This window comes from Shinella sp. R2-11, assembly GCF_055330205.1.
Genome location: NZ_JBVAPC010000001.1, coordinates 228097 through 248679, shown reverse-complemented (window position 1 = coordinate 248679; position 20583 = coordinate 228097). Strand labels below are relative to the sequence as shown.

Sequence of the window (20583 nt, the reverse complement as noted above, 5' to 3'; positions counted from 1 at the left end):
CCTCCGCCGCCGGCCTTCCGCCCGTGCACGGCGCTCACCAGCTTATGTAGAACATCCCCTTCGCCAGGAAGACGATCAGGCATATCTGGCAGAAGACGCTAAGGTGGATGAACTTGAAGTGCCGCGATCTCAGCTTGCCGCGCGCGCTGAGCGTGATGGCGGTGATGAAGTGCCCGAGGACGCTGAGCGCGAGCAGGATCTTCAGCGCGAGAAGCGTCGCGAAGCTGCTGGCGAAGGGATGGGCGAGGTCGTCGCGATATTGCCAGGCCATGAGGATGCCGGCGGAATAGAGGATCGCGATGACGAACGGCATCAGGCGGCGCGCGCGCCGGGCGATCGCGGTTTCCACGGTCCGCATGGCCTCGCGTCCCACCGGCTTGCGGATGCCTTCGAGGATGAGGACCTCGAAGAAGACGGTGCCGGCGAACATGATGGCGGCGAAAAGGTGCAATGTGACGAGGGCGAAGTGGCTCATGAGCGACGGATTCCCCTGTATTCCTATCCAGTGACCGCGCCTTCGTCGGCCGGGCGGGCAAGGGCGGCGAACTTGGCGAGCACGCCGCGGCGATAGCGCGGCTCCGGCTGCTTCCAGGCGGCGCGGCGGCGGGCGATCTCGTCTTCCGCGACATCGAGCTGGAGCAGCCGCCGGTGCGCGTCGATGGTCACGATGTCGCCCTCCTCGACGAGGGCGATCGTGCCGCCGACAAAGGCTTCCGGCGCGACATGGCCGACGACCATGCCCCAGGTGCCGCCGGAGAAGCGGCCGTCGGTGATGAGGCCGACGCTCTCGCCGAGGCCGCGGCCGACCAGCGCGGCGGTCGGCGCCAGCATTTCCGGCATGCCCGGCCCGCCCTTGGGGCCGAGATAGCGCAGCACCACCACGTCGCCGGGCCGGATGCGGTCGGCGAGGATCGCCTCCATGGCGGAGGCCTCGTCGTCGAAGACGCGCGCGGGGCCGGAGATGATGGGGCTCTTCAGGCCGGTGATCTTGGCGACCGCGCCTTTTTCGGCGAGGTTGCCCTTGAGGATGGCGAGATGCCCCTCGTGATAGAGCGGCCGCGTCATCGGCATGATGACGTCCTGTTCGTCGCGGGGTTCGGAGGGCACGTCGGCGAGTTCCTCGGCGAGCGTGCGTCCGGTGATCGTCAGGCAGTCGCCATGGAGAAGCCCGGCCTCGAGCAGGATCCCGAGCACCTGCGGCACGCCGCCGGCTGCGTGCAGGTCCACCGCCATGTAGCGTCCGGAAGGCTTCAGGTCGCACAGCACCGGCACCTTGCGGCGCACCCGCTCGAAATCGTCGAGCGTCCAGTCGATTTCCGCCGCATGGGCGATGGCGAGGTAGTGCAGGACCGCATTGGTGGAGCCGCCGAGCGCCATGATCAGCGCCACCGCGTTCTCGATCGACCGGCGCGTGACGATGTCGCGCGGGCGGATGTTGCGCTTGACCGCCTCCACGAGGACCCGGCCGGATTGCGCGGCGCTCTCGATCTTCTCGTGGTCCGGGCTCGCCATGGTCGAGGAATGGAGAAGCGACATGCCGAGCGCCTCGAAGGAGGAGCTCATCGTGTTGGCGGTATACATGCCGCCGCACGAGCCGGTGGAGGGACAGGCGTGCCGCTCGATCCCCTCGAAATCCTCCTCGCTCATCGTGCCGGCCATGAAGGCGCCGACCGCCTCGAAGGCCGAGACGATGGAGAGGTCCTCGCCTTTCCACCTGCCGGGCTTGATGGTGCCGCCATAGACGTAGATGGCCGGCGCATTGGCGCGCAGGATGCCGATCATGCCGCCCGGCATGTTCTTGTCGCAGCCGCCGAGCACCAGCACGCCGTCCATCCACTGGCCCTGCACCGAGGTCTCGACGCAATCGGCGATCACCTCGCGCGAGACGAGCGAATATTTCATGCCTTCCGTGCCCATCGACATGCCGTCGGAGATCGTCGGCGTGCCGAAGGTCTGCGGATTGGCGCCGGCTTGCGTGATGGCGAGCGCCGCGGCATCGGCGAGCGGCTGGAGACCGGCATTGCAGGGGGTAATGGTGGAATGGCCGTTGGCGATGCCGATCATCGGCTTGTCGAAATCGGCCTTCTCGTAGCCGAGCGCGTAATACATCGCCCGGTTGGGCGAGCGGGCGATCCCTTGCGTGATGTGTTTCGAGCGTTCGTTGAAGGGCATGGAAACCTCGCGGGAAGATGGATGGTTTCATGGACGCGCTGCCGGCGTCGCCTTGTCATTTCGGTATAAAGATATATTTTAAATATATGTATTCTCCCGCCCGGAGGAATGCAATGGCGAAAGACCAGGAGAGCCCGCCGGATGCGACTGACCAATTTTTCCGACTACGCGCTGCGGGTCCTGATGTTCGCGGCCGAGCGGGGCGACCGGCTGATCACCATCGAGGAGACCGCCACGCTGCACGGGATTTCGCGCGCTCATCTGATGAAGATCGTCAACCAGCTTACCCGGACCGGCTTCCTGAAGGCGGTTCGCGGCCGGTCCGGCGGGCTGACGCTTGCCAAGGCCCCCGAAGAGATCAATCTCGGCGACGTGCTGCGCGTGACGGAGCCGGATTTCACGCTGGTGGAGTGCTTCGCCGCCGACGGCCGCTGCCTGCTGACACCGCGCTGTCGCCTGCGCGGTGTGCTTAACGAGGCGCTCGCCGCATTCAGCCTCACCGTCGAGCGCTATACGCTGGCAGATCTCATCCTGAGGCCTTTGGAACTGGGCACTCAGCCGGCTGCGTGACACTCGGCATCGGCATGCAGGATCGCGGGACGAGAGGAGGATATCGACATGGCGGCTCGCAGCGCCGGCCTTCTCATCTATCGGCACGAGGCGGATGAACCCCGGATATTGCTCGTCCATCCCGGCGGGCCGTTCTGGGCGAAGAAGGATGAAGCCGCCTGGTCGATCCCGAAGGGGCTGATCGAAGCTGGAGAGGATGAGCTCGCCGCGGCTATCAGGGAAACCGAAGAGGAACTCGGTGTTGCTGTCCGGGGTGCGTTCTCGCGGCTGGGGGAATTCCGTCAGTCGGGCGGCAAGACGATCGTCGTGTGGTGCGGGAGGGCCGAGCCTTCTTTGAATATCGACGCGATCAGGAGCAACGATTTCGAAATGGAATGGCCGCCGAAATCGGGGCACCGCCGGAAATTCCCGGAGGTCGACAAGGCGGGCTGGTTCACCTTGGCCGAGGCCCGGGTGAAGATGCACAAGGGCCAGCAGCAGATGCTCGCTGCTTTCCTTGACCTGCCAAGTGAGGATTAAGACGCTTGACGATGCCCCCCTGTGCGTCGGATGCAACGTCTCGCTCGCGGACCATGTGCCGTCCATTTCGGCGAGCAATCGGGTGCTCGTTCGCCATCGTCTTCGTCTGCTCGCGGCTCTCTTGTTGCGCGCTGCAAAATTACTATATTGCGTCGCAGCAACAGGAGAAGACGCATGACGATCAATATCAAGAATCCGATTGCCGAACTGCGGACGACGACGGGTTACACCGTCGAGCAGTTGTCACTGATTTCCGGCCTCACGGAATTGGAGATTGCGAAACTGGAGAGCGGCGAACTGGTCGATCCGGCGAAGCTCGCAAGGCTGCAGGCTGTCGGCCGCAGCAAGCACACCTGAATGTTCCTCTGATGTCGCATGTCTCCTGCGGTGCCGCGCAGGATGACGATGAAAGCGGTACATCCTCTACGATACCGGTCACATACCGTTTCGTTACGTCCTGGATTTCCACTCATGGCACCGTCGGCCTCATATCTGAGGCCGCGGATCAGCCCTCGTGCTTCCGCGACCTGATGGCGCTTTGGCCTAACGGCTTGCCGTCGATAGGGCGCCATCCGGCAGCCGTTCAAAGCGGGTGAGGCTGATGTAGCGTTTCCGTGGTCCCCGGACGCGCCAGAATTCCACCCAGAAATCCGGACGGACGAACAGGAAGCGGCCCGCGTAAAGATCGTCGCCGCAATGGTGTTCGACCCGCTGGCTCGCAAGCTCGTCGAATGTCGCGAAAGGCCGGCCGTCGGAGAAGAACACTTCGGTCGCAGACCCGCTTCGCTGCAACCTGTATCTGCGGACAGCGGGCAGGGCGCGCCCGTCCGCTACGACCTCCCCCTGCTCGACGAACGTATCCCCGGTGATGGTCGCCATCCCTTCGAATACGATCCGTTGCCCGGCCATGTGATCGACGACCTTGCGCCGAACGCGCCAGACCCCGGCAGGGAAAAAGGATGCCGCTTCTACGGGATGTGAAACCAAACGACGAGCCTGCTCTTTCGAACGCATTCTGATGACGGTGAGCGCCGTTATATCCGCTAATTCCGCGGCGTTGTACCGGGATTCTCCGATGCGAATGCGCATTCGATACGTCTATCCGCTTCCGGACACGCAGATTCAGCACTGGAGCCGGCGCCCGCGCCGTCTTCATCTGCGTGCCGTATGAGCAGGAATTGCGATGACGCCTGATCAGGCAGGATTCATGGCGGCGAAAGTGCTGTCGTAAGTCCCGTCCCGTTCAGCCCAGCGGCGCGCCTGGTCGCGTTCAAGAAGCAACTCGCCGCGTGGGTGATTGCCCTGCTCCAGCATCGTCATCACTTCCGCGATATAGGAATCCAGAGGCATCGCGCGAGGGTCGGCAGCCTGCGCGGTGCCGGTCAGCTCCGTCCGGACATAGGGCGGCGACAATTCGAGGACTTCGACCGACAGGTTGCGAAGCTGGTGACGCAGCGATACCAGCCATGAATGCAGGAACGCCTTGCTCGCGCAATAGGTGGCGAAGTCGGCGCGCGGCACGAAGGCGAGCGCGGAACCTGTCGCCATGATGGTCGCGTTGCGCTGCTCCCTCAATACCGGCAGGAAGGCTGCGGTCACCCGTAGCACCCCGAGGATATTGGTCTGCACGATCGCCTCGGCCCCGGCCGCAGTCCAATTCCCGGAAGCGATGTCCTCGGCTCGGGAAATCCCGGCATTGGCGATCAGCACGTTGAGATCGGGGAAACGCGTGCGGACATCGCTTGCCAGGCGCGCCAGGGAGTGGGGATCGTCCAGGTCGAGATGCATCCCGACGATGCCGGGGCGACCGGCCACAATATTATCGAGCAGGTTCCGCCGCCGCCCCGTGACGATGACGCGATTGCCGCGATCGTGAAAAGCTTCGGCCAGCGCGCGCCCAATCCCGCTCGTGCCGCCGGTGACAAGGATGGTGTTGTCGGTCATTCTCATAGCTGTAACCCTTCCAAGGTCTCGTTTCAGGAAAGGCTGCGGCGTGATCGTCGTCGCCCACGCGTCACTCGACAGAAGACCGTGATCTGGCGGTCTTCGAAGAGATCGGCTCCGGGTGACGAAAGAAATGCATGCCGCGCGCCTTCGAAATCGAGTTCTCCCTGCTGGGACCTTCTCGACAAAGGACGCGTTGGATGACGGTAACGCCTACGGCAGCGCGCTTTGCAACGCTGCAATCGAACACCTAGTCGAGCCGGGGTCCGCAGTCAACTTCGTTGCCCGGGCGCATGGCGCTCGGAGGCTGCCAAGGTCTTGAACTTGGCGAAAGCTCAGCATTTCCTATCGATGGTCTCGAACGTCGCGTGCCGGCGCAAATGGACGATCTGGGCGGTCATGCCGATGATCAGAAGGACGAGAAGACCGGCCTGGGCACCGAGGAGAAGCGGCGCGTTCAGATCGGTAACGAAGGGATGGCCGTCCGGAACACGGCGCAGGATTTCGGTGACGGTGGGCAACATCAGCAGAAATGCCGTGAGGCTCAGGAGGATTGTTTCGAGATACCTGCCCGCACGCCCGAAGCTGGAAATACGACCGATGCCGTATCCGGCGAGCAGCAGCATGATCGTCACCACGCTGATCACGTAGCTTACCGGCTGGTGCGCGACGAGGAACACAGTCGCCGCGCCGATCAGCATCGAGACGAAATAAGCCGTGCCGGGTGCTGATCGGGGGACGATCCGCCCGTGGCGGGCAAACATGTAGATGGCCAGCGGAATGGCGGGCAGGCTGCCGAGCGTATGCACCCAGCCGGGCGGCGAGATTCCGAACATCTTGGTCTCCATGTGTTTTCGTGGTGTGAAGTCGACGAAAGGCCGGTCGGTTCGGCGATGGCTGGAGCGGACTAGGCAGCCTTCACCCTCGATTGGCTTACGGTCAGCCAAATGGCTGAAACCAGAAAATAGAAAGCGCCGAAGCCGGCATAGCCTGCGATATCGGCGATGGCGAACGATGCCGGTGTCTGCGCCTGCGCGATGAAGAATGCGCCGGCGACAGCCGATTGACCGCCGCTCAGGATCATCGCCCATTGGCCTCCGCTCGTTTTCCAGCGGCGGATCGCGGTTGCAAGTTGCAGCAGGCCGGAAAAGATCGCCCAGGCGCCGAAAACATCGAGAACCCGGTTCATGTCCATCGCCAGCGCCAGGACGACCGCAAGGGAGACGATCAGGCTGACGGCGACGTTGAACGCCTGTGTCGGATTGGCGGCAAGCCCGCCGTTGCGGGAAGCATCGACATAGTTGGCGGCGGCGTCCCAGACAGGGTAGCCGACAAGCAGGACGGCGGCGATGGACGAGGAGTGCCGGCCGGCAGTCAGCGCGGCCACGACCCAGACAACGGAAAAAGCCGCGCGAGCGAAGTAATACGGCTTCAGCCACCTGTCCTGGCCATGCGAAGCAACGTCACCTTGATAGCTGTTCATTGGATATCCTTTCAGGAAGATGGGGCGATGCTGTCGGCGATCAGAGATAGCCGGCGCGTTTGCCAAAGAGGGATGTCTCGTCCCGATTGCCGTCATCGATCCGCTCGCTTTCCCCGGAGAGGCGGGAATAGGTGCAGGTCTCGGCTACCGAGGAATGCGCGGCTTCGGCGGGGCGAGAAATGCTCGCGTCATTTCGGGCGAGCGGCAGGCTTCGAGGACGGTATTCGTCTGGATCGAACCGCTCGGCGCGCCTTTTCGCCAGCGCCGCCGTGATGGCCGACTGTCTGCGGGCGATCCACGTGTTCTGCGGGTCGGATGTTATCGAGGTGGTGTGGCAGATATCGGCGGCGGACGATGCCGACGTTCGCGCAACAGCCGAAATTCGCCCGACCCTTCCTGTTCCTTGCGAGCAGCTCATCCTTAGTCTCTCCTCATGTTTGTTGACTACCTACTAATTGGTAGATTTGCGGTGCGTAATCGATGACATCCCATCAGATGCGCCTTAGCCGTCCGACATCGGATTCACGCCGGCTTCAGCCTCTGCAGGGTCGGGCCAAGAATGATGGCGAAGACATCGGGCGTCCCATATGCGCGCGCCGACAGCATTGCGCCATGAATAGTGGCCATGAACGCTTCCGCCTCCACGCGCGGGGCACCGGAAATATTCAGCGACCCTTGCTGCTGGCCGCGCTCCATGACGGACGCCAGCCAGGCCGAGAGAGAGCGGAAGAATGCCCGCACCTCGACGGCGACCCCCTCCGGAAGCGCCGGAAGCTCGCTGGCCAGCAGGGCGCAGACGCAGAACGGGAAGCTGGCATCTTCGATGCACCTCGCCCAATGGCCCGCATAGGTCTGGATGAGTTCGAGCGGTTCGGGCACATTGCCCTCGAGCTCGGCCATGCTGGCTTCGGCGCTCTCGCGGTAACGCAGCACAAGCGTCCGGACCAGATCCACCTTGCTCGGAAAATGATGGTGAATGCTCGCCTTGCGTATCCCCACCACGGCCGCGATATCCGCATAGCTGAATCCGTTATAGCCACCCGCAACGATCAGCTTTTGCGCCGAGGCCAGTATCTCTTCGGAGGTCGTTGAAAGATTGCTCATGATGCATGCCTACCTTCTAGTAGGAAGATAGTCAACCCCCTCTAGAAGGAAGCGTCAATCCGGCGGGTGAGCGATCAGGCATGGCTGGACCGGACAAACTCCACGGCCTTTCGCCAGTGTCCTTCCGTGACAATGTCTGAAGACGCAAGAAACTGTTTATGGGCGAGGCCGGGAACAATGCGCCAAAGGAGACGTTGGAGGTCCGCGCGAGAGTCGCGTTCACGATATTAGGGAGATTTTACAATGGGTCGCGGTATTCTTCTTTGGCTCCTGGGCATTCCTCTGCCGATCGTAATCCTGCTTGTCCTGTTCATGCGCTAGGAGGCCGTGATGGCTATTTACTCGACGGGCGTTTCCGATGTCGGCATCGAATCCAACGTTCCCGCCCTGGCATGGGGGCCGGTCATCGGCGGGGCGACCGCGGCATCCGCGGCAAGCCTTATCCTCCTCCTTCTCGGCTCGGGCGTCGGGCTTACGATGGTCTCGCCCTGGTCGGGAGAGAGCGCCTCGTTCACCACGGTCAGCGTGACGGCCGCCATCTGGTTCGTCATCGTGCAGTGGCTCTCCTCGGCGCTCGGCGGCTATCTCACCGGGCGGCTGCGCACGAAATGGGCCGGCGTCCATACCGATGAGGTTTTCTTCCGGGATACCGCGCATGGCTTCCTGAGCTGGGCGCTCGCGACCATCGTCGTGGCCGGGCTTGCAGGCTCGGCCTTTACCTCGCTCGTGGGAAGCGGCGTGCAGGCGGCGTCCTCCGTCGCGACGACGGCGAGCGTAGGGGCGGCCGCGACGGCTGCCACAGCCGCAGGCAGCGAATCCCCCGATCTTGCGACCGGATACTTCACGGACCTGCTGCTTCGCCCGCAGGACGCCACGTCAAGGGCGCAGTCGGACGACAAGGCAGCCACCGCCGAGGTCTCGCGTATCCTGATGCAGGGGGCAGCCAAGGGCGAGGTCCCTGAAGCCGATCGCGCCTATATCTCGACCATCGTCGCTTCCCGCGCCGGTATTCCCCAGGAAGAAGCCCGCGCGCGCGTTGACCAGGTCCTGCAGCAGATCGAGGACGCGAAGAACGCAGCCCTGCAGGCCGCCGACGAGGCCCGCAAGTCCGCGGCCACGGTCGCATTGCTCGGCGCCCTGTCACTGCTAGTCGGCGCCTTCGTCGCCTCCGCTGCCGCCGCCCTCGGTGGCCGTCAACGTGACGATGAAGAAGCGGCACTGCTTCTGCGGGAATAAGCACCAGTCTCTCGATCGTTCTACGTCGAGTAACCGTCTCCTTGGGGCTGCGCCTAATTTGATGCGCAGCCTCAAGGGTTTGACGTATTTTGCCCTAGATGTTTGCCGCGCCGCTGCTGATCATATTTCCTCAAGGCGCTCGGTTAAGCGAATCTAATGACATCTGCGGCCCCACGGTTATCGCGCCATCTTCATGCTGCATGAATTTGCCGAGCGTGGAGAGAAGTAGCGGGAATCAAAGCAATAGCGCGCAAAAAGAACGCTGATATTTCGAGCGTCCTCACGGGAACAACCTGCTGCTATCTTTTGGGGGGAATTGGCTGGGGAACCTGGATTCGAACCAAGATTAACGGAGTCAGAGTCCGTCGTTCTACCGTTGAACTATTCCCCAGCATGGCTGGTTCCGGCGTGGCCGGTGCCTGTGAGGCGGGCTTATAAACAAAAGGTGGCGCGTTGCAAATGGTTTTTTTGGAAAAAATCGCGACCTGCTGTCCGGCGTGCACTGTTACCGCCGCGTCATAAAAAGAATTTGGCGAACGGGCCGGGCGCTGGTAATGTCGCGCCAACGAAGATCGAGAGAGCGCCTGCTTGCAGCTTCAAGGCTTTGCGCGGCGCCATAGGCAGTACAGTGAACGACCCCGACAGCGGCGAAAAGCCGTCCGTTTCCGGGGCGCGAGATGCGGGCAATGCGGGGCGGCCGAAGCGGTCGCGCCGCCGCAAGGGAAAGCAGAAGGGCGCCGTGAGTCCCTCTGCCGTTTCCCCGTCCGCAGGCCAGGCGGCCGGTTCGTCCGCGCCCGCCGAGCGCCCCCAGGCCGTGACAAGCGGCAACAATGCGCGCCGGAACAAGCGTCGCAGGCACGGCAGGAATCCGGGCGGCGAGAATGTGCGCCCGCTCGCGCCCGTCGGCCAACGCGAAGCCCCCCAGCAGGATCAGGCGGATAACCGCAAGCCGCGCCGCAAGCATCGCGGGCGGAAGTCCGCGGCGCGTCCGGCACCGGCCGCCGCCGAAGCCGGCGTGCTCCTGCCGCCGATCGAGGCCGGCGCCGTGCCGCGCCCGCCGCAGCACGTTGCCGAACCCCGGCGCGAGGCCGCCCCGCCGCATCGTTCGGCCGAGCGCGAGCATCACGACGCGCCGCTCTACGCCGCGCTCGACCTCGGCACCAACAATTGCCGCCTTCTCATCGCCCAGCCGACGCGGCCCGGCCAGTTCCGCGTGGTGGATGCCTTTTCGCGGATCGTGCGTCTCGGCGAGGGGCTTGCGGCGAGCGGCCGGCTTTCCGACGAGGCGATGGACCGCTCCGTCGAGGCGTTGAAGATCTGCGCGGCCAAGCTGAAGAACCGCAATATCCGCCGCAGCCGCCTCATCGCCACCGAGGCCTGCCGCGCGGCCGATAACGGCGAGGTCTTCCTGGAGCGCGTGCGCGGGGAAACGGGGCTCGAACTCGAGATCATCAACCGGGAGACGGAAGCGCGGCTTGCGGTCTCCGGCTGCTCCTCGCTGGTCGGGCGCGAGGCGAAATCCGTCGTGCTCTTCGACATCGGCGGGGGGTCCTCGGAAATCGCGGTCATCCGCATCGGCGACAACCGCTCCAGCCGGCTTGCCAACCACATCACCCACTGGACCTCGCTGCCGGTGGGCGTCGTCACGCTTTCCGAGCGCCATGGCGGTCGCGACGTGACGCCGGAGAGCTTCGCGGGCATGGTCTCGGAAGTCGAGGGCATGCTGGCGAATTTCGACTGCCCGGGCGAGAGCGTCCATGCGCCGGAGGATTTCCACCTCATCGGCACCTCCGGCACGGTGACGACGCTGGCGGGCGTGCATCTCGACCTGCCGCGCTACGACCGCCGCCGGGTCGATGGCGTGTGGCTTTCGGACGACGAGGTCACGGCCATGCAGGCGCGGCTTCTGTCCTGGGACTTTTCCGCCCGCGCGGCCAATCCCTGCATCGGGCCGGACCGGGCGGATCTCGTGCTCGCCGGCTGCGCCATCCTGGAGGCGATCCGCAAGCGCTGGCCCTCGCGCCGCATGCGTGTTGCCGACCGCGGCTTGCGCGAGGGGCTCCTCACCGACATGATGGCGGATGACGGCGTCTGGCGCCGCGGCCGCCATCGCCGCAACCAGCGTGGAGGCCACCGCAATCCGGCAAAGCCCGAAGGACAGGCGTCATGACCAAGCCCCCCATCGGCGGCAACCGCACCGGCCGCAAGCTTGGCCAGAAGGTCAAGAAGACGAAGCTCAAGGCCTCCTCGCGCCGCTGGCTCGAGCGCCATATCAACGATCCCTATGTGCAGCGCGCCAAGCTCGAAGGCTATCGCGCGCGCGCGGCCTTCAAGCTGCTGGAGATCGACGAGAAGCACAACATCCTTGCCGGCGCCAGGCGCATCATCGACCTTGGCGCGGCGCCCGGAAGCTGGTCGCAGATCGCCGCCAAGGTGACGGATTCGACGGATGCGGACCCGCGCGTCGCGGCCATCGACTTCCTGGAGATGGACCCGCTGCCGGGCGTCACCATCCTCCAGATGGACTTCCTCGATCCGGAGGCGCCGCAGAAGCTCATCGAGGCGGTCGGCGGCACGCCGAACCTCGTCATCTCCGACATGGCGGCGCCCACCACCGGCCACCGCCAGACGGACCACCTGCGCACCATGCATCTGTGCGAGGTCGCCGCGCATTTCGCCATCGAGGTGCTGGCGGAAGGCGGGCATTTCCTGGCAAAGACCTTCCAGGGCGGCACGGAACGCGACCTCCTCAACATGCTCAAGCAGAATTTCAGGCAGGTCATCCATGTGAAGCCGGGCGCCTCGCGCGCGGAATCGGTGGAAATGTTCCTGCTCGCCAAGGGCTTCAAGGGCCGCAAGGCGCGCGACGAGGCGACCGAGGCCAGCGAGGAAGCCTGATGCTTCTCTATACGACGGTCGGCACCAACGACCTTGCCCGCGCCGGCCGCTTCTACGATGCGATCCTGCTGCCTCTCGGCTATTCGAGGCAGAAGGAAGCGGCGGGCGAGATCGGCTATGCGGCGGACAACGACGTGCGCTGCCGTTTCTGGGTGGTCGAGCCCTTCAACCGCGAGCCGGCGACCTTCGGCAATGGCGTGACGATCGCGCTCGTCGCCCCGAGCCGGGCCGCCGTCGATGCCTTCCATGCCGCGGCGCTTGCGGCGGGCGGTACGGACGAGGGCGCGCCGGGCCTGCGGCCGTTCCATGCCAGCTTCTATGCCGCCTTCGTGCGCGACCATGACGGCAACAAGCTGGCGGCTGTCTGCGAAAAGCCGGAATGAATTGATTGCTTGAGAGGGGGCGCCCCTCATCCCCCTGCCGGGAACTTCTCCCCGCAGGCGGGGAGAAGGGGATGTCGCACCGTTTTTCCCCAAGGCTCAAGATGCAGGAAAACCATGCGCCCAGCGCTCCTCGCCCCGCTTGCGGGGAGAGGATGCCGGCAGGCAGGTGAGGGGCTTATCCTCCGCGCCTCGTCATTTCACCGTCACCGCTTCCTCCTCCCGGCCCGCCATGCGGTGGCCCGAGACGGTCGAGCCCGCGTTCTTCGCCATGGCGATGAAGGGGATGACGGCGGCAAGCGTCAGCACCGAAATCACCATGAAGGCGATCTGGAAGTCGCGCAGCTCCAGCGGCGAGCCGGTCAGCGTCGTTTCTATCTCGAGGATCGCACCGGCGACGGCGACGCCGAGCGCCAGGCTGATCTGCTGGAGCACCGCACTCATCGAGGTCGCCTTGCTGGCGTCGACATCGGGAATGTCGGCGAAGGAGAGCGCGTTCACGCTGGTGAAGAAGAAGGATCGGGCAAAGCCGGCGATGAGCAGCACGCCGGCCATGAACCAGAAGGGCGTTCCCGGCGTGAAGAGGCCGTTGACGAAGGTCAGCGCCGCGCCGCAGATGCTGGCGACGATCAGCGTCGTGCGGAAGCCGGCAAGCGTGAGCACGCGCCTTGCGACGAACTTGGTGGTGATCGCCCCGATAGCGCCGGTGAAGGTGACGAGGCCGGACTGGAAGGGCGAAAGCCCGAAGCCGACCTGCAGCATCAGCGGCATCAGGAACGGCACCGCGCCGACGGAGATGCGGAACAGCGTGCCGCCGATGGAGGCGGCGCGGAAGGCGCTGTCGCGGAAGAGTTTCAGGTCGAGCAGCGGCGTCGGGTGGCGCCGCGCATGGCGGACGTAGAGCACGCCGCACAGAAGGCCGACGGCTGTGGCGACGATGCCGATGATCGGCGGCAGGGCGGGCAGGCTGACGACGGAGAGGCCGAACATCGTGCCCGAGGCGGCGACGGCGCTGAGGAAGAAACCCGTCCAGTCGAGCGGCGGCGGGGCGGCGGCGCGGATCTCCGGCAGGTAGATGCCCGAGAGGACATAGCCGACGATGCCGACCGGCACGTTGATGAGGAAGATCCAGTGCCAGGAGAAATAGGTGGTGATGAAGCCGCCGAGCGGCGGTCCGGCGAGCGGGCCGACCAGCGCGGGGATCGTCAGCAGCGCCATCGCCGAGACGAGCTCGGAGCGCGAGGTGCTGCGCACCAGCACGAGGCGCGCGACGGGCGTCATCATCGCCCCGCCCATGCCCTGCAGGAAGCGGGCGACGACGAAGGCGACGAGGCTGTTCGCCGCCGCGCAGAAAATCGAGCCGGCGACGAAGACGAGGATGGCGCAGCGGAAGATGCGCTTTGCCCCGAACCGGTCCGCCATCCAGCCGCTCAGCGGGATGAAGGTGGCGAGCGACACCATGTAGGAGGTCAGCGCCAGCTTCAGCGTGATCGGCCCGACGCCGAGATCGGCGGCGATGGCCGGCAGCGAGGTGGCGATGACGGTGGAGTCCATCTGCTCCATGAAGAGCGCGACGGCGAGAATGAGGGGAACGATACGGTTCATCGGCAGATCGCGATACTGGTTCTGGAGCAATTCCAGCAGAAATGTGAAGCGGTTTTGCGTCCGCAATTGTGAGAAAAATAAGATGGGCGCTTTTTGCGAAATGGCAGGAAGCGGAAGGCGCTTGCGCGGGCACCGTCTTCTGCGCCCGTTGCCGGCATCTGTCAAATCTCGGCGGCCTCTCCTGCCCATCACAACCCCGTGATGGGGCGGGACTGCATCGTGACCGCGCCCTAGATCGGGCCATGGCATCCTGCCGCCGGGGCAACCCCCGAGCCCAGGCAACACTTGACCGGAGACGATACCATGGGAGACCCTTCGACGATCTCGCGCCGATCCTTGTTTCTCGCCGCCGGCGTCGGCACATTGGCGGCGCCCCTGGTGCTGAACCGCGCCGCCCTTGCCCAGACCGAGACGGACGCGACCGACATGAGAGTGAGCCCCATCGAAACGCGCAGCATGAAGCTCGGCAGCTTCCGCATCCTTACCGTGCGCGACGGCATCCGCCCTTCGGGCGCGCCGAGCGAGACCTATGGCATCGGCCAGCCCGCCGAGGCCGTCGCTGCCCTGCTCACGGAGAATTTCCTGCCCGCCGACACCTTCGTGAACAGCTTCACGCCGACGCTCGTCGATACGGGCTCGGAGGTCGTGCTGTTCGACACCGGCATGGGCGAGGGCGGGCGCAGCGCCGGCATGGGCCGGCTGCTGGAAGGGCTGAAATATGCCGGTTATACGCCGGACCAGATCTCCGTCGTCGTCCTCACCCACATGCACGGCGACCATATCGGCGGGCTGATGGAAGGTGGCAAGCCGGCCTTTCCCAATGCCCGCTACGTCACCGGCCGCACGGAATACGATTTCTGGGTCAATCCCGAGCGCATGGGAACGCCCGCCGAGCAGGGCCACCAGGGCGTGCTCGCCAAGGTCCAGCCGCTGGCCGAAAAGCTCACCTTCATCGAGAACGAGGGTGAGGTGGTGCCCGGCATTACCGGGCTCGACGCCTTCGGCCACTCGCCCGGCCACATGATCTTCCGCGTCGAATCGGAGGGCAGGGCGCTGATGCTGACGGCCGACACGGCGAACCATTTCGTGCTCTCGCTGCAGCGGCCGGACTGGGAGGTGCGCTTCGACATGGACAAGGCCGCGGCGGCGGCGACCCGCAAGCGTGTCTTCGACATGATCGCGACCGACAGGCTCCCCTTCATCGGCTACCACATGCCCTTCCCGGCCGCCGGCTTCGTGGAAAAGGCGGGCGAGGGCTATCGCTTCGTGCCGGTGAGCTATCAGTTCGACGTTTGAGATGTCGACCGCGGTGGTGGGCCACGGATGTCTCCGGCTTGAGCGGTGGAGGCAAAAGCCCCTCATCCCGCTGCCGCGACCTTCTCCCCGCAAGCGGGGAGAAGGGACTTGGGGCAATGCCGTGCAACATCTGCCTTCGCCCCGCTTGCGGGGAGAAGGTGCCGGCAGGCGGATGAGGGGCGGCGGCCCTGCGGCGCCTGTTCAGAAGCAAGCCCCGAAAGCGATTGCCGGCTTTTTGCTATTCCCAATCCGTCATGAACGTGTTACCAGCCCTCGCCAACTTCCAAGAATTTCTTGCAAGCGACCGAGGTGGACAACTCCCAATGTCCTCCCTGGGCAGCCTGCTATTACACTGAAGGAACTTGGCCTATGGCGCGCATCATTGAAACGGCAACCGGTCTCGAAGCCCTGACCTTCGACGACGTTCTCCTGCAGCCCGGTCACTCCGAGGTCATGCCGGGCCAGACGAACATCGCGACCCGCATCGCCAACGATTTCGAGCTGAATCTGCCTATCCTCTCCTCCGCGATGGACACGGTCACGGAAGGCCGCCTTGCCATCGCGATGGCCCAGGCCGGCGGCCTCGGCGTCATCCACCGCAACCTGACGCCCGCCGAGCAGGCCGAGGAAGTCCGCCAGGTCAAGAAGTTCGAGAGCGGCATGGTCGTCAACCCGGTGACGATCGGCCCCGACGCCACGCTCGCCGACGCGCTGTCGCTGATGAAGGTGCACGGCATTTCCGGCATCCCCGTCGTCGAGAACGGCGGCAACGGCAAGGCCGGCCGCCTCGTCGGTATCCTGACGAACCGCGACGTGCGCTTCGCCTCCGACCCGACCCAGAAGATCTACGAGCTGATGACCCGTGAGAACCTCATCACGGTGAAGGAGAGTGTCGACCAGCAGGAAGCCAAGCGCCTGCTGCACCGCCACCGCATCGAGAAGCTGCTGGTGATCGACGGCGACGGCCGCTGCGTCGGCCTCATCACCGTGAAGGATATCGAGAAGTCGCAGCTCAACCCCAATGCCTCCAAGGATGCGCAGGGCCGCCTTCGCGCCGCCGCCGCCATCTCCGTCGGCGATGACGGCTTCGAGCGCGCCGAGCGCCTCATCGATGCCGGCGTCGACCTCATCGTCGTCGATACGGCGCACGGCCATTCGCAGCGCGTGCTCGATGCGGTGACCCGCGTGAAGAAGCTGTCGAACTCGGTCCGCGTCATGGCCGGCAACGTTGCGACGGCCGACGGCACCCGGGCGCTCATCGACGCGGGCGCGGATGCAGTCAAGGTCGGCATCGGCCCGGGCTCGATCTGCACCACCCGCATCGTCGCCGGCGTCGGCGTGCCGCAGCTCGCCGCCATCATGTCCTCCGTCGAGGCGGCACAGGCCGCGGACATTCCGGTCATTGCCGACGGTGGCATCAAGTTCTCGGGCGACCTTGCCAAGGCGATCGCCGCCGGCGCTTCCGCCGTCATGGTCGGCTCGCTGCTCGCCGGTACGGACGAGAGCCCGGGCGAGGTGTTCCTCTACCAGGGCCGCTCCTTCAAGGCCTATCGCGGCATGGGCTCCGTCGGGGCGATGGCGCGCGGCTCGGCCGACCGCTACTTCCAGGCGGAAGTGCGCGACACGCTGAAGCTCGTGCCGGAAGGCATCGAGGGCCAGGTGCCCTACAAGGGCCCGGTCTCGGGCGTGCTGCACCAGCTCGCCGGCGGTCTCAAGGCCTCCATGGGCTATGTCGGCGGCAAGGACATCAAGGAATACCAGGAGCGCGCCACCTTCGTGCGCATCTCCGGCGCGGGCCTGCGCGAAAGCCACGCCCATGACGTGACGATCACCCGCGAAAGCCCGAACTATCCGGGCGCCGTCTGACCGGCCGATCCTGACACGACCTTTGCGGAATGCCCGGCTTTTGCCGGGCATTTTCGTTTGGCGGGGCGCCACGCCCTTTTCGTTTTTCCGTTCATCTGCATAAGATGAAATGCCGGCAATCTCGCCGGCTATCGGGGGAACTTCATGAAGACGATTTTGGCTGGCGCCCTGTTGGGCCTGGGTCTCGTCGCGCCTGCGCAGGCGCAGACCGTCAATGCCGGCACCTACACCGTTGAGGGCACCAATCTCGATGGTTCGGCCTATGGCGGCACGGCGACCATCGAGCTGACCAGCGAGACGACCTGCTCGATCGAATGGCACACCGGCTCGACCACGTCGAACGGCATCTGCATGCTCTACGACAATGCCTTCGCGGCCGCCTATGTGCTGGGCGATGCCGTCGGCCTCATCGTCTACGAGGTCAAGGGCGACGGGTCGCTGGAAGGGGCCTGGACGATCAGCGGCAAGGACGGCTCGGGCAGCGAAACGCTGACGCCGCAATAGGAGAGTGCCTTTTCCTTCGGCTTGCGGCAGGGCAGCCTTTAAGGTTGAGGCTTTCGCCGGAAACACTTATGCAGGTGGCTGAAACGCAAGCCGAAGGTTCCCCATGTCTCCCACGGAAGCCACGATCTGGCCGATGATTGCGCATGCCGCGCTCATCTTCGGCCTCTATATCCTGCTCTCGACCCGCCGCGTCGGCGCTGTCAGGGATGGCCGTGCCAAGCCCGAACAGTTCCGCGAGAACCGGGACGAACCGGCCGAAAGCCTCGTCGTCAAGAACGCCATCGCCAACCAGTTCGAGCTGCCGGTGCTGTTCTATGCGGTGAGCATCCTTCTCTATCTCGTCGATGCCGACAATCCGGTGACGGTCGCCGGCGGCTGGCTCTTCGTGGTGCTGCGCTACGCGCATGCCTATGTGCATGTCACCTCGAACCGCCTGCGCTACCGCCGCCCGCTGTTCATCGCCAGCCTGCTGGTCGCGATGATGCTCTGGCTCTGGCTCGCCGTCTGGCTGGCGCTCACCTGATCCGCCGGTAACGCAGATGTGTTGGGCGTGCGGGCGCGCGCGGCCTATCTTGTCCTTCTGGCCGACAAACCGGAGGATCCGCCATGGACAGGACGCAGATCACGCAGGCGATGATCGACGCCTATGACGAATACACCCACCTGACGCTCGACCGCCGCCGCTTCATGGAGCGGCTGACGGCGCTTGCGGGCTCCGGCGCCGCGGCGGCCGCCATCGCGCCGCTGCTTGCCGCCAATTCCGCGAGCGCCGAGATGATCGCCTCCGACGACGAGCGCCTTTCGGCGAAGGATGTCGTCTATGGCGGCAGCTCGGGCGAGATGAAGGGCTATCTCGTGCGCCCGAAGGCGGCAACGGGGCCGCTCGGCGCCGTCATCGTCATCCACGAGAACCGCGGCCTCAATCCGCATACTCGCGACGTCGCGCGGCGCATGGCGCTGGAAGGTTTCATCGCGCTCGCCCCTGATTTCCTCTCGCCCTCGGGCGGCACGCCGGAGGACGAGGACCACGCACGCGACATGATCGGCAAGCTCGATCCGGCAGCCACGGCCGCCAATGCGGAGGCGAGCCTGCAGTTCCTGGCAAAGCTCGACGGGGCTAACGGCAAGGTCGGCGCCATCGGCTTCTGCTGGGGCGGCGGCCTCGTCAACCGCTTCGCGACGGCATCGCCGGAGCTGAAGGCCGCCGTCGCCTATTACGGCGCGCAGCCGCCGGCCGAGGCGGTGCCGAACATCAAGGCGGCCCTGCTGCTGCACTATGCCGGCCTCGACGAGCGCATCAATGCCGGCATCGACGCCTATCGCAAGGCGCTGGAGGCGAACGGCAAGACCTTCGAGATCCACGTCTATGACGGCGTCAACCATGCCTTCAACAACGACACCTCCGTCGCCCGCTACGACAAGGCCGCCGCCGACCTTGCCTGGCAGCGCACGGTGGCGTTCCTGAAGAAGTATCTTGGCTAGTCCTTGATCGTCAGCCGCATGGCGCAGCGCGTGTCGCGCGGCAGGCCGTGTTCGGATTCCTCGTCGAGCACCGCGTCGAGGCGCGCCGGAAGCGCCGCCTCGTCGAGCGTCTCGAAGCCCAGCCGCTCGTAGAACGGGCAGTTCCACGGGATGGTGCGGAAGGTCGTCAGCGTCACGGCCGCAAGGCTGCGTTCCGCCGCCTGCTCGACGGCGTGGCGGATCAGCCGGCGGCCGATGCCGAAGCCCTGATGCAGGTGATCGACGGAAATCTCCCAGATGTGCAGTTCGGGCCCGACGGCCTCGGCGCTGAGGAAGCCGACGGGCTGGTCGCCGTCGGCGGCCGCGACCCAGTTGGTGCCCTTGCCGATGAGGTCGTGGTGCCGCTCGGCGCTTTGCACGTCGCCAACCGCCAGCCAGGAGAAAGCCTCGATGAGGCGGAAGGCCTGCGCGGCCGACCGCTCGATCCGGCACAGCGTCTCGATTTCGTCTTCGCGGGCAGGCCGGACCGTCACCCTGGACGGCCCGGCCTTGCCTGCGGGAATGCCGTCCAGAGGAATGAGCGTCACCATCCCGGCAGGATCTGTCCCGGCCTCAGCCGCGCGAGGCGCGGAAAGACCTTCACTTCCGCTTCCGGCAGGTCATCGGCCGCCGTCAGCGGCGTGATGTTGTCGAGACAGGCGGTGATGTGGCTGGTGATGGCGTTGGAGAGCGAGGGCGAAAGGCCCGGCCGCCGCATGATGCCAATCTGCACGGGCGCGAGCGGCGGGAAGCCGTCCGCCTGCGTCAGCACCTTCATGCCGGGGCGCAGCGCCGATTCCGGCAGAACCGAAACCGCCATGCCCGCCATGACGGCGGCGGCGACGACGGTGGAGGACCAGCTCGTGAACAGCACCTGGTAGTCGCGCCCGACCGAATCGAGCGCGGCGCAGGCGATCTGCCGCCACTGGCAGTCCCGCCGGCCGACGGCGAGCGGCACCGGCGCGTTCTCCGGCAGCGGATGGTTGGCCGACATCACCCAGCAGAGCGGCTCCGTCCGCACCACGTCGGACTGGCGCTGGCGCGGATTGTGCGTGACGAGCGCGATGTCGAGCTCGCCCTTGGCCATCTTCTCGGCAAGGTCGACGGAGGGCTCGCACACGATATAGAGCTCGACATTCGGATGCGTCTTGGCAAAGCGCATGATGATCTCGGGCATGTAGCGGTCGGCATAGTCGTCCGGCGTGCCGATGCGCAGCATGCCCTCGAGGCGGTTGTCGTCGAAGGCGGCGATGGCCTCGTTGTTGAGGCGCAGCATCCGGCGGGCGAAGTTGAGCAGGCGCTCGCCCTCGGCCGTCAGCCTGTTGCCGCGCCCGTCCTTCATGAAAAGCTGCTTGCCGATGCGCTCTTCGAGCCGCCGCATCTGCATGGACACGGCCGACTGGGTCTTGAAGACACGATCGGCCGCCCGCGTGAAACTTCCGGTATCCGCGATCGCAACGAAGGTCTGGAGCTGGTCGATGTCTAACGGAGCGGACATAACGGTAC

Annotated in this window: 23 protein-coding genes and 1 tRNA gene; 12 read left to right on the top strand and 12 right to left on the bottom strand. The window is 65.3% G+C overall.

The genetic code is table 11. The annotated features are described in order from the left end of the window. Positions 1-34 precede the first annotated feature (34 nt). On the bottom strand, positions 35-475 hold the full coding sequence (locus tag ACZ1A1_RS01230) for a CopD family copper resistance protein (RefSeq protein WP_463618419.1): 441 nt from the start codon (positions 473-475) through the stop codon (positions 35-37). Between the two features lie 23 nt (positions 476-498). Next, a complete protein-coding gene (ilvD, locus tag ACZ1A1_RS01225) occupies positions 499-2172 on the bottom strand; it encodes a dihydroxy-acid dehydratase (protein ID WP_463618418.1) in 1674 nt (557 codons plus the stop codon). A 141-nt stretch (positions 2173-2313) separates the two neighbouring features. On the opposite strand from ilvD, the gene ACZ1A1_RS01220 reads away from it, so the two are divergent. The 3 genes from ACZ1A1_RS01220 to ACZ1A1_RS01210 all read left to right on the top strand — a co-directional run bounded on the left by ACZ1A1_RS01220 (position 2314) and on the right by ACZ1A1_RS01210 (position 3618). Continuing rightward, the gene (locus ACZ1A1_RS01220; protein ID WP_415214173.1) at positions 2314-2742 is read left to right on the top strand and encodes an RrF2 family transcriptional regulator; all 429 of its coding nucleotides are present in this window, start codon (positions 2314-2316) and stop codon (positions 2740-2742) included. 48 nt (positions 2743-2790) lie between these two features. After that, complete coding sequence (locus ACZ1A1_RS01215; protein WP_463618417.1) at positions 2791-3261, top strand: NUDIX hydrolase; 471 nt, start codon at positions 2791-2793, stop codon at positions 3259-3261. Positions 3262-3435: 174 nt separating this feature from the next. Continuing rightward, positions 3436-3618 (top strand): hypothetical protein, encoded by a 183-nt coding sequence (locus ACZ1A1_RS01210; RefSeq protein ID WP_313192129.1) that lies wholly within the window; start codon positions 3436-3438, stop codon positions 3616-3618. Between the two features lie 186 nt (positions 3619-3804). Here ACZ1A1_RS01210 and ACZ1A1_RS01205 read toward each other — a convergent pair whose 3' ends face one another. The 6 genes from ACZ1A1_RS01205 to ACZ1A1_RS01180 all read right to left on the bottom strand — a co-directional run bounded on the left by ACZ1A1_RS01205 (position 3805) and on the right by ACZ1A1_RS01180 (position 7792). Then, entirely contained in the window at positions 3805-4350 is a 546-nt protein-coding gene (locus tag ACZ1A1_RS01205) for a DUF6314 family protein (protein WP_463618416.1), read from the bottom strand. A 105-nt stretch (positions 4351-4455) separates the two neighbouring features. Then, complete coding sequence (locus ACZ1A1_RS01200; RefSeq protein WP_463618415.1) at positions 4456-5205, bottom strand: SDR family oxidoreductase; 750 nt, start codon at positions 5203-5205, stop codon at positions 4456-4458. A gap of 335 nt (positions 5206-5540) precedes the next feature. Beyond that, positions 5541-6041 (bottom strand): hypothetical protein, encoded by a 501-nt coding sequence (locus ACZ1A1_RS01195; RefSeq protein ID WP_463618941.1) that lies wholly within the window; start codon positions 6039-6041, stop codon positions 5541-5543. Between the two features lie 71 nt (positions 6042-6112). After that, positions 6113-6688 carry a DUF308 domain-containing protein gene (locus ACZ1A1_RS01190; protein WP_463618414.1) on the bottom strand — a complete coding sequence of 192 codons (576 nt, stop codon included), beginning with the start codon at positions 6686-6688 and terminating at the stop codon, positions 6113-6115. A 40-nt stretch (positions 6689-6728) separates the two neighbouring features. After that, positions 6729-7106, bottom strand: a complete 378-nt coding sequence (locus ACZ1A1_RS01185; protein WP_463618413.1) for a hypothetical protein — start codon at positions 7104-7106, stop codon at positions 6729-6731. 104 nt (positions 7107-7210) lie between these two features. After that, positions 7211-7792 carry a TetR/AcrR family transcriptional regulator gene (locus ACZ1A1_RS01180; protein ID WP_463618412.1) on the bottom strand — a complete coding sequence of 194 codons (582 nt, stop codon included), beginning with the start codon at positions 7790-7792 and terminating at the stop codon, positions 7211-7213. Between the two features lie 330 nt (positions 7793-8122). On the opposite strand from ACZ1A1_RS01180, the gene ACZ1A1_RS01175 reads away from it, so the two are divergent. Next, complete coding sequence (locus ACZ1A1_RS01175) at positions 8123-9028, top strand: hypothetical protein (protein WP_463618411.1); 906 nt, start codon at positions 8123-8125, stop codon at positions 9026-9028. Positions 9029-9345: 317 nt separating this feature from the next. Here the strand turns inward: ACZ1A1_RS01175 and ACZ1A1_RS01170 are convergent. Continuing rightward, a tRNA-Gln gene (locus ACZ1A1_RS01170) sits at positions 9346-9419 on the bottom strand. A 237-nt stretch (positions 9420-9656) separates the two neighbouring features. Here ACZ1A1_RS01170 and ACZ1A1_RS01165 point away from each other — a divergent pair. The 3 genes from ACZ1A1_RS01165 to ACZ1A1_RS01155 are packed head-to-tail and all read left to right on the top strand — an operon-like array spanning position 9657 to position 12309. Further along, entirely contained in the window at positions 9657-11198 is a 1542-nt protein-coding gene (locus tag ACZ1A1_RS01165; protein ID WP_463618410.1) for a Ppx/GppA phosphatase family protein, read from the top strand. Then, complete coding sequence (locus ACZ1A1_RS01160; RefSeq protein WP_463618409.1) at positions 11195-11926, top strand: RlmE family RNA methyltransferase; 732 nt, start codon at positions 11195-11197, stop codon at positions 11924-11926. The genes ACZ1A1_RS01165 and ACZ1A1_RS01160 overlap by 4 nt, the downstream gene beginning before the upstream one ends. Continuing rightward, positions 11926-12309, top strand: coding sequence for a VOC family protein (locus ACZ1A1_RS01155; protein ID WP_463618408.1), 384 nt, complete (start codon positions 11926-11928; stop codon positions 12307-12309). The genes ACZ1A1_RS01160 and ACZ1A1_RS01155 overlap by 1 nt, the downstream gene beginning before the upstream one ends. A gap of 192 nt (positions 12310-12501) precedes the next feature. Here ACZ1A1_RS01155 and ACZ1A1_RS01150 read toward each other — a convergent pair whose 3' ends face one another. After that, complete coding sequence (locus ACZ1A1_RS01150; protein WP_463618407.1) at positions 12502-13911, bottom strand: DHA2 family efflux MFS transporter permease subunit; 1410 nt, start codon at positions 13909-13911, stop codon at positions 12502-12504. Positions 13912-14214: 303 nt separating this feature from the next. On the opposite strand from ACZ1A1_RS01150, the gene ACZ1A1_RS01145 reads away from it, so the two are divergent. The 5 genes from ACZ1A1_RS01145 (at position 14215) to ACZ1A1_RS01125 (ending at position 19059) form a co-directional block, all read left to right on the top strand. After that, positions 14215-15207, top strand: coding sequence for an MBL fold metallo-hydrolase (locus ACZ1A1_RS01145; RefSeq protein ID WP_463618406.1), 993 nt, complete (start codon positions 14215-14217; stop codon positions 15205-15207). A gap of 369 nt (positions 15208-15576) precedes the next feature. Next, positions 15577-17073, top strand: coding sequence for an IMP dehydrogenase (gene guaB / locus ACZ1A1_RS01140; RefSeq protein ID WP_463618405.1), 1497 nt, complete (start codon positions 15577-15579; stop codon positions 17071-17073). A gap of 144 nt (positions 17074-17217) precedes the next feature. Next, positions 17218-17577 (top strand): hypothetical protein, encoded by a 360-nt coding sequence (locus ACZ1A1_RS01135; protein WP_313192142.1) that lies wholly within the window; start codon positions 17218-17220, stop codon positions 17575-17577. Between the two features lie 103 nt (positions 17578-17680). Further along, on the top strand, positions 17681-18100 hold the full coding sequence (locus ACZ1A1_RS01130; RefSeq protein WP_463618404.1) for an MAPEG family protein: 420 nt from the start codon (positions 17681-17683) through the stop codon (positions 18098-18100). An 83-nt stretch (positions 18101-18183) separates the two neighbouring features. After that, positions 18184-19059 carry a dienelactone hydrolase family protein gene (locus ACZ1A1_RS01125; RefSeq protein ID WP_463618403.1) on the top strand — a complete coding sequence of 292 codons (876 nt, stop codon included), beginning with the start codon at positions 18184-18186 and terminating at the stop codon, positions 19057-19059. Here the strand turns inward: ACZ1A1_RS01125 and ACZ1A1_RS01120 are convergent. Both ACZ1A1_RS01120 and ACZ1A1_RS01115 read right to left on the bottom strand, forming a co-directional pair. Further along, positions 19056-19628 (bottom strand): GNAT family N-acetyltransferase, encoded by a 573-nt coding sequence (locus ACZ1A1_RS01120; RefSeq protein WP_463618401.1) that lies wholly within the window; start codon positions 19626-19628, stop codon positions 19056-19058. The two genes, ACZ1A1_RS01125 and ACZ1A1_RS01120, sit on opposite strands and share 4 nt — an antisense overlap. Continuing rightward, entirely contained in the window at positions 19622-20575 is a 954-nt protein-coding gene (locus ACZ1A1_RS01115; protein WP_119254401.1) for a LysR substrate-binding domain-containing protein, read from the bottom strand. The genes ACZ1A1_RS01120 and ACZ1A1_RS01115 overlap by 7 nt, the downstream gene beginning before the upstream one ends. Positions 20576-20583: the final 8 nt, after the last annotated feature.

What these genes read in the sequence shown, in the direction of transcription:
- ACZ1A1_RS01230 (WP_463618419.1), bottom strand. Translation starts at nt 475, where the DNA reads ATGAGCCACTTCGCCCTCGTCACATTGCACCTTTTCGCCGCCATCATG.
- ilvD (WP_463618418.1), bottom strand. Translation starts at nt 2,172, where the DNA reads ATGCCCTTCAACGAACGCTCGAAACACATCACGCAAGGGATCGCCCGC.
- ACZ1A1_RS01220 (WP_415214173.1), top strand. Translation starts at nt 2,314, where the DNA reads ATGCGACTGACCAATTTTTCCGACTACGCGCTGCGGGTCCTGATGTTC.
- ACZ1A1_RS01215 (WP_463618417.1), top strand. Translation starts at nt 2,791, where the DNA reads ATGGCGGCTCGCAGCGCCGGCCTTCTCATCTATCGGCACGAGGCGGAT.
- ACZ1A1_RS01210 (WP_313192129.1), top strand. Translation starts at nt 3,436, where the DNA reads ATGACGATCAATATCAAGAATCCGATTGCCGAACTGCGGACGACGACG.
- ACZ1A1_RS01205 (WP_463618416.1), bottom strand. Translation starts at nt 4,350, where the DNA reads ATGCGCATTCGCATCGGAGAATCCCGGTACAACGCCGCGGAATTAGCG.
- ACZ1A1_RS01200 (WP_463618415.1), bottom strand. Translation starts at nt 5,205, where the DNA reads ATGACCGACAACACCATCCTTGTCACCGGCGGCACGAGCGGGATTGGG.
- ACZ1A1_RS01195 (WP_463618941.1), bottom strand. Translation starts at nt 6,041, where the DNA reads ATGTTCGGAATCTCGCCGCCCGGCTGGGTGCATACGCTCGGCAGCCTG.
- ACZ1A1_RS01190 (WP_463618414.1), bottom strand. Translation starts at nt 6,688, where the DNA reads ATGAACAGCTATCAAGGTGACGTTGCTTCGCATGGCCAGGACAGGTGG.
- ACZ1A1_RS01185 (WP_463618413.1), bottom strand. Translation starts at nt 7,106, where the DNA reads ATGAGCTGCTCGCAAGGAACAGGAAGGGTCGGGCGAATTTCGGCTGTT.
- ACZ1A1_RS01180 (WP_463618412.1), bottom strand. Translation starts at nt 7,792, where the DNA reads ATGAGCAATCTTTCAACGACCTCCGAAGAGATACTGGCCTCGGCGCAA.
- ACZ1A1_RS01175 (WP_463618411.1), top strand. Translation starts at nt 8,123, where the DNA reads ATGGCTATTTACTCGACGGGCGTTTCCGATGTCGGCATCGAATCCAAC.
- ACZ1A1_RS01160 (WP_463618409.1), top strand. Translation starts at nt 11,195, where the DNA reads ATGACCAAGCCCCCCATCGGCGGCAACCGCACCGGCCGCAAGCTTGGC.
- ACZ1A1_RS01155 (WP_463618408.1), top strand. Translation starts at nt 11,926, where the DNA reads ATGCTTCTCTATACGACGGTCGGCACCAACGACCTTGCCCGCGCCGGC.
- ACZ1A1_RS01150 (WP_463618407.1), bottom strand. Translation starts at nt 13,911, where the DNA reads ATGAACCGTATCGTTCCCCTCATTCTCGCCGTCGCGCTCTTCATGGAG.
- ACZ1A1_RS01145 (WP_463618406.1), top strand. Translation starts at nt 14,215, where the DNA reads ATGGGAGACCCTTCGACGATCTCGCGCCGATCCTTGTTTCTCGCCGCC.
- guaB (WP_463618405.1), top strand. Translation starts at nt 15,577, where the DNA reads ATGGCGCGCATCATTGAAACGGCAACCGGTCTCGAAGCCCTGACCTTC.
- ACZ1A1_RS01135 (WP_313192142.1), top strand. Translation starts at nt 17,218, where the DNA reads ATGAAGACGATTTTGGCTGGCGCCCTGTTGGGCCTGGGTCTCGTCGCG.
- ACZ1A1_RS01130 (WP_463618404.1), top strand. Translation starts at nt 17,681, where the DNA reads ATGTCTCCCACGGAAGCCACGATCTGGCCGATGATTGCGCATGCCGCG.
- ACZ1A1_RS01125 (WP_463618403.1), top strand. Translation starts at nt 18,184, where the DNA reads ATGGACAGGACGCAGATCACGCAGGCGATGATCGACGCCTATGACGAA.
- ACZ1A1_RS01120 (WP_463618401.1), bottom strand. Translation starts at nt 19,628, where the DNA reads ATGGTGACGCTCATTCCTCTGGACGGCATTCCCGCAGGCAAGGCCGGG.
- ACZ1A1_RS01115 (WP_119254401.1), bottom strand. Translation starts at nt 20,575, where the DNA reads ATGTCCGCTCCGTTAGACATCGACCAGCTCCAGACCTTCGTTGCGATC.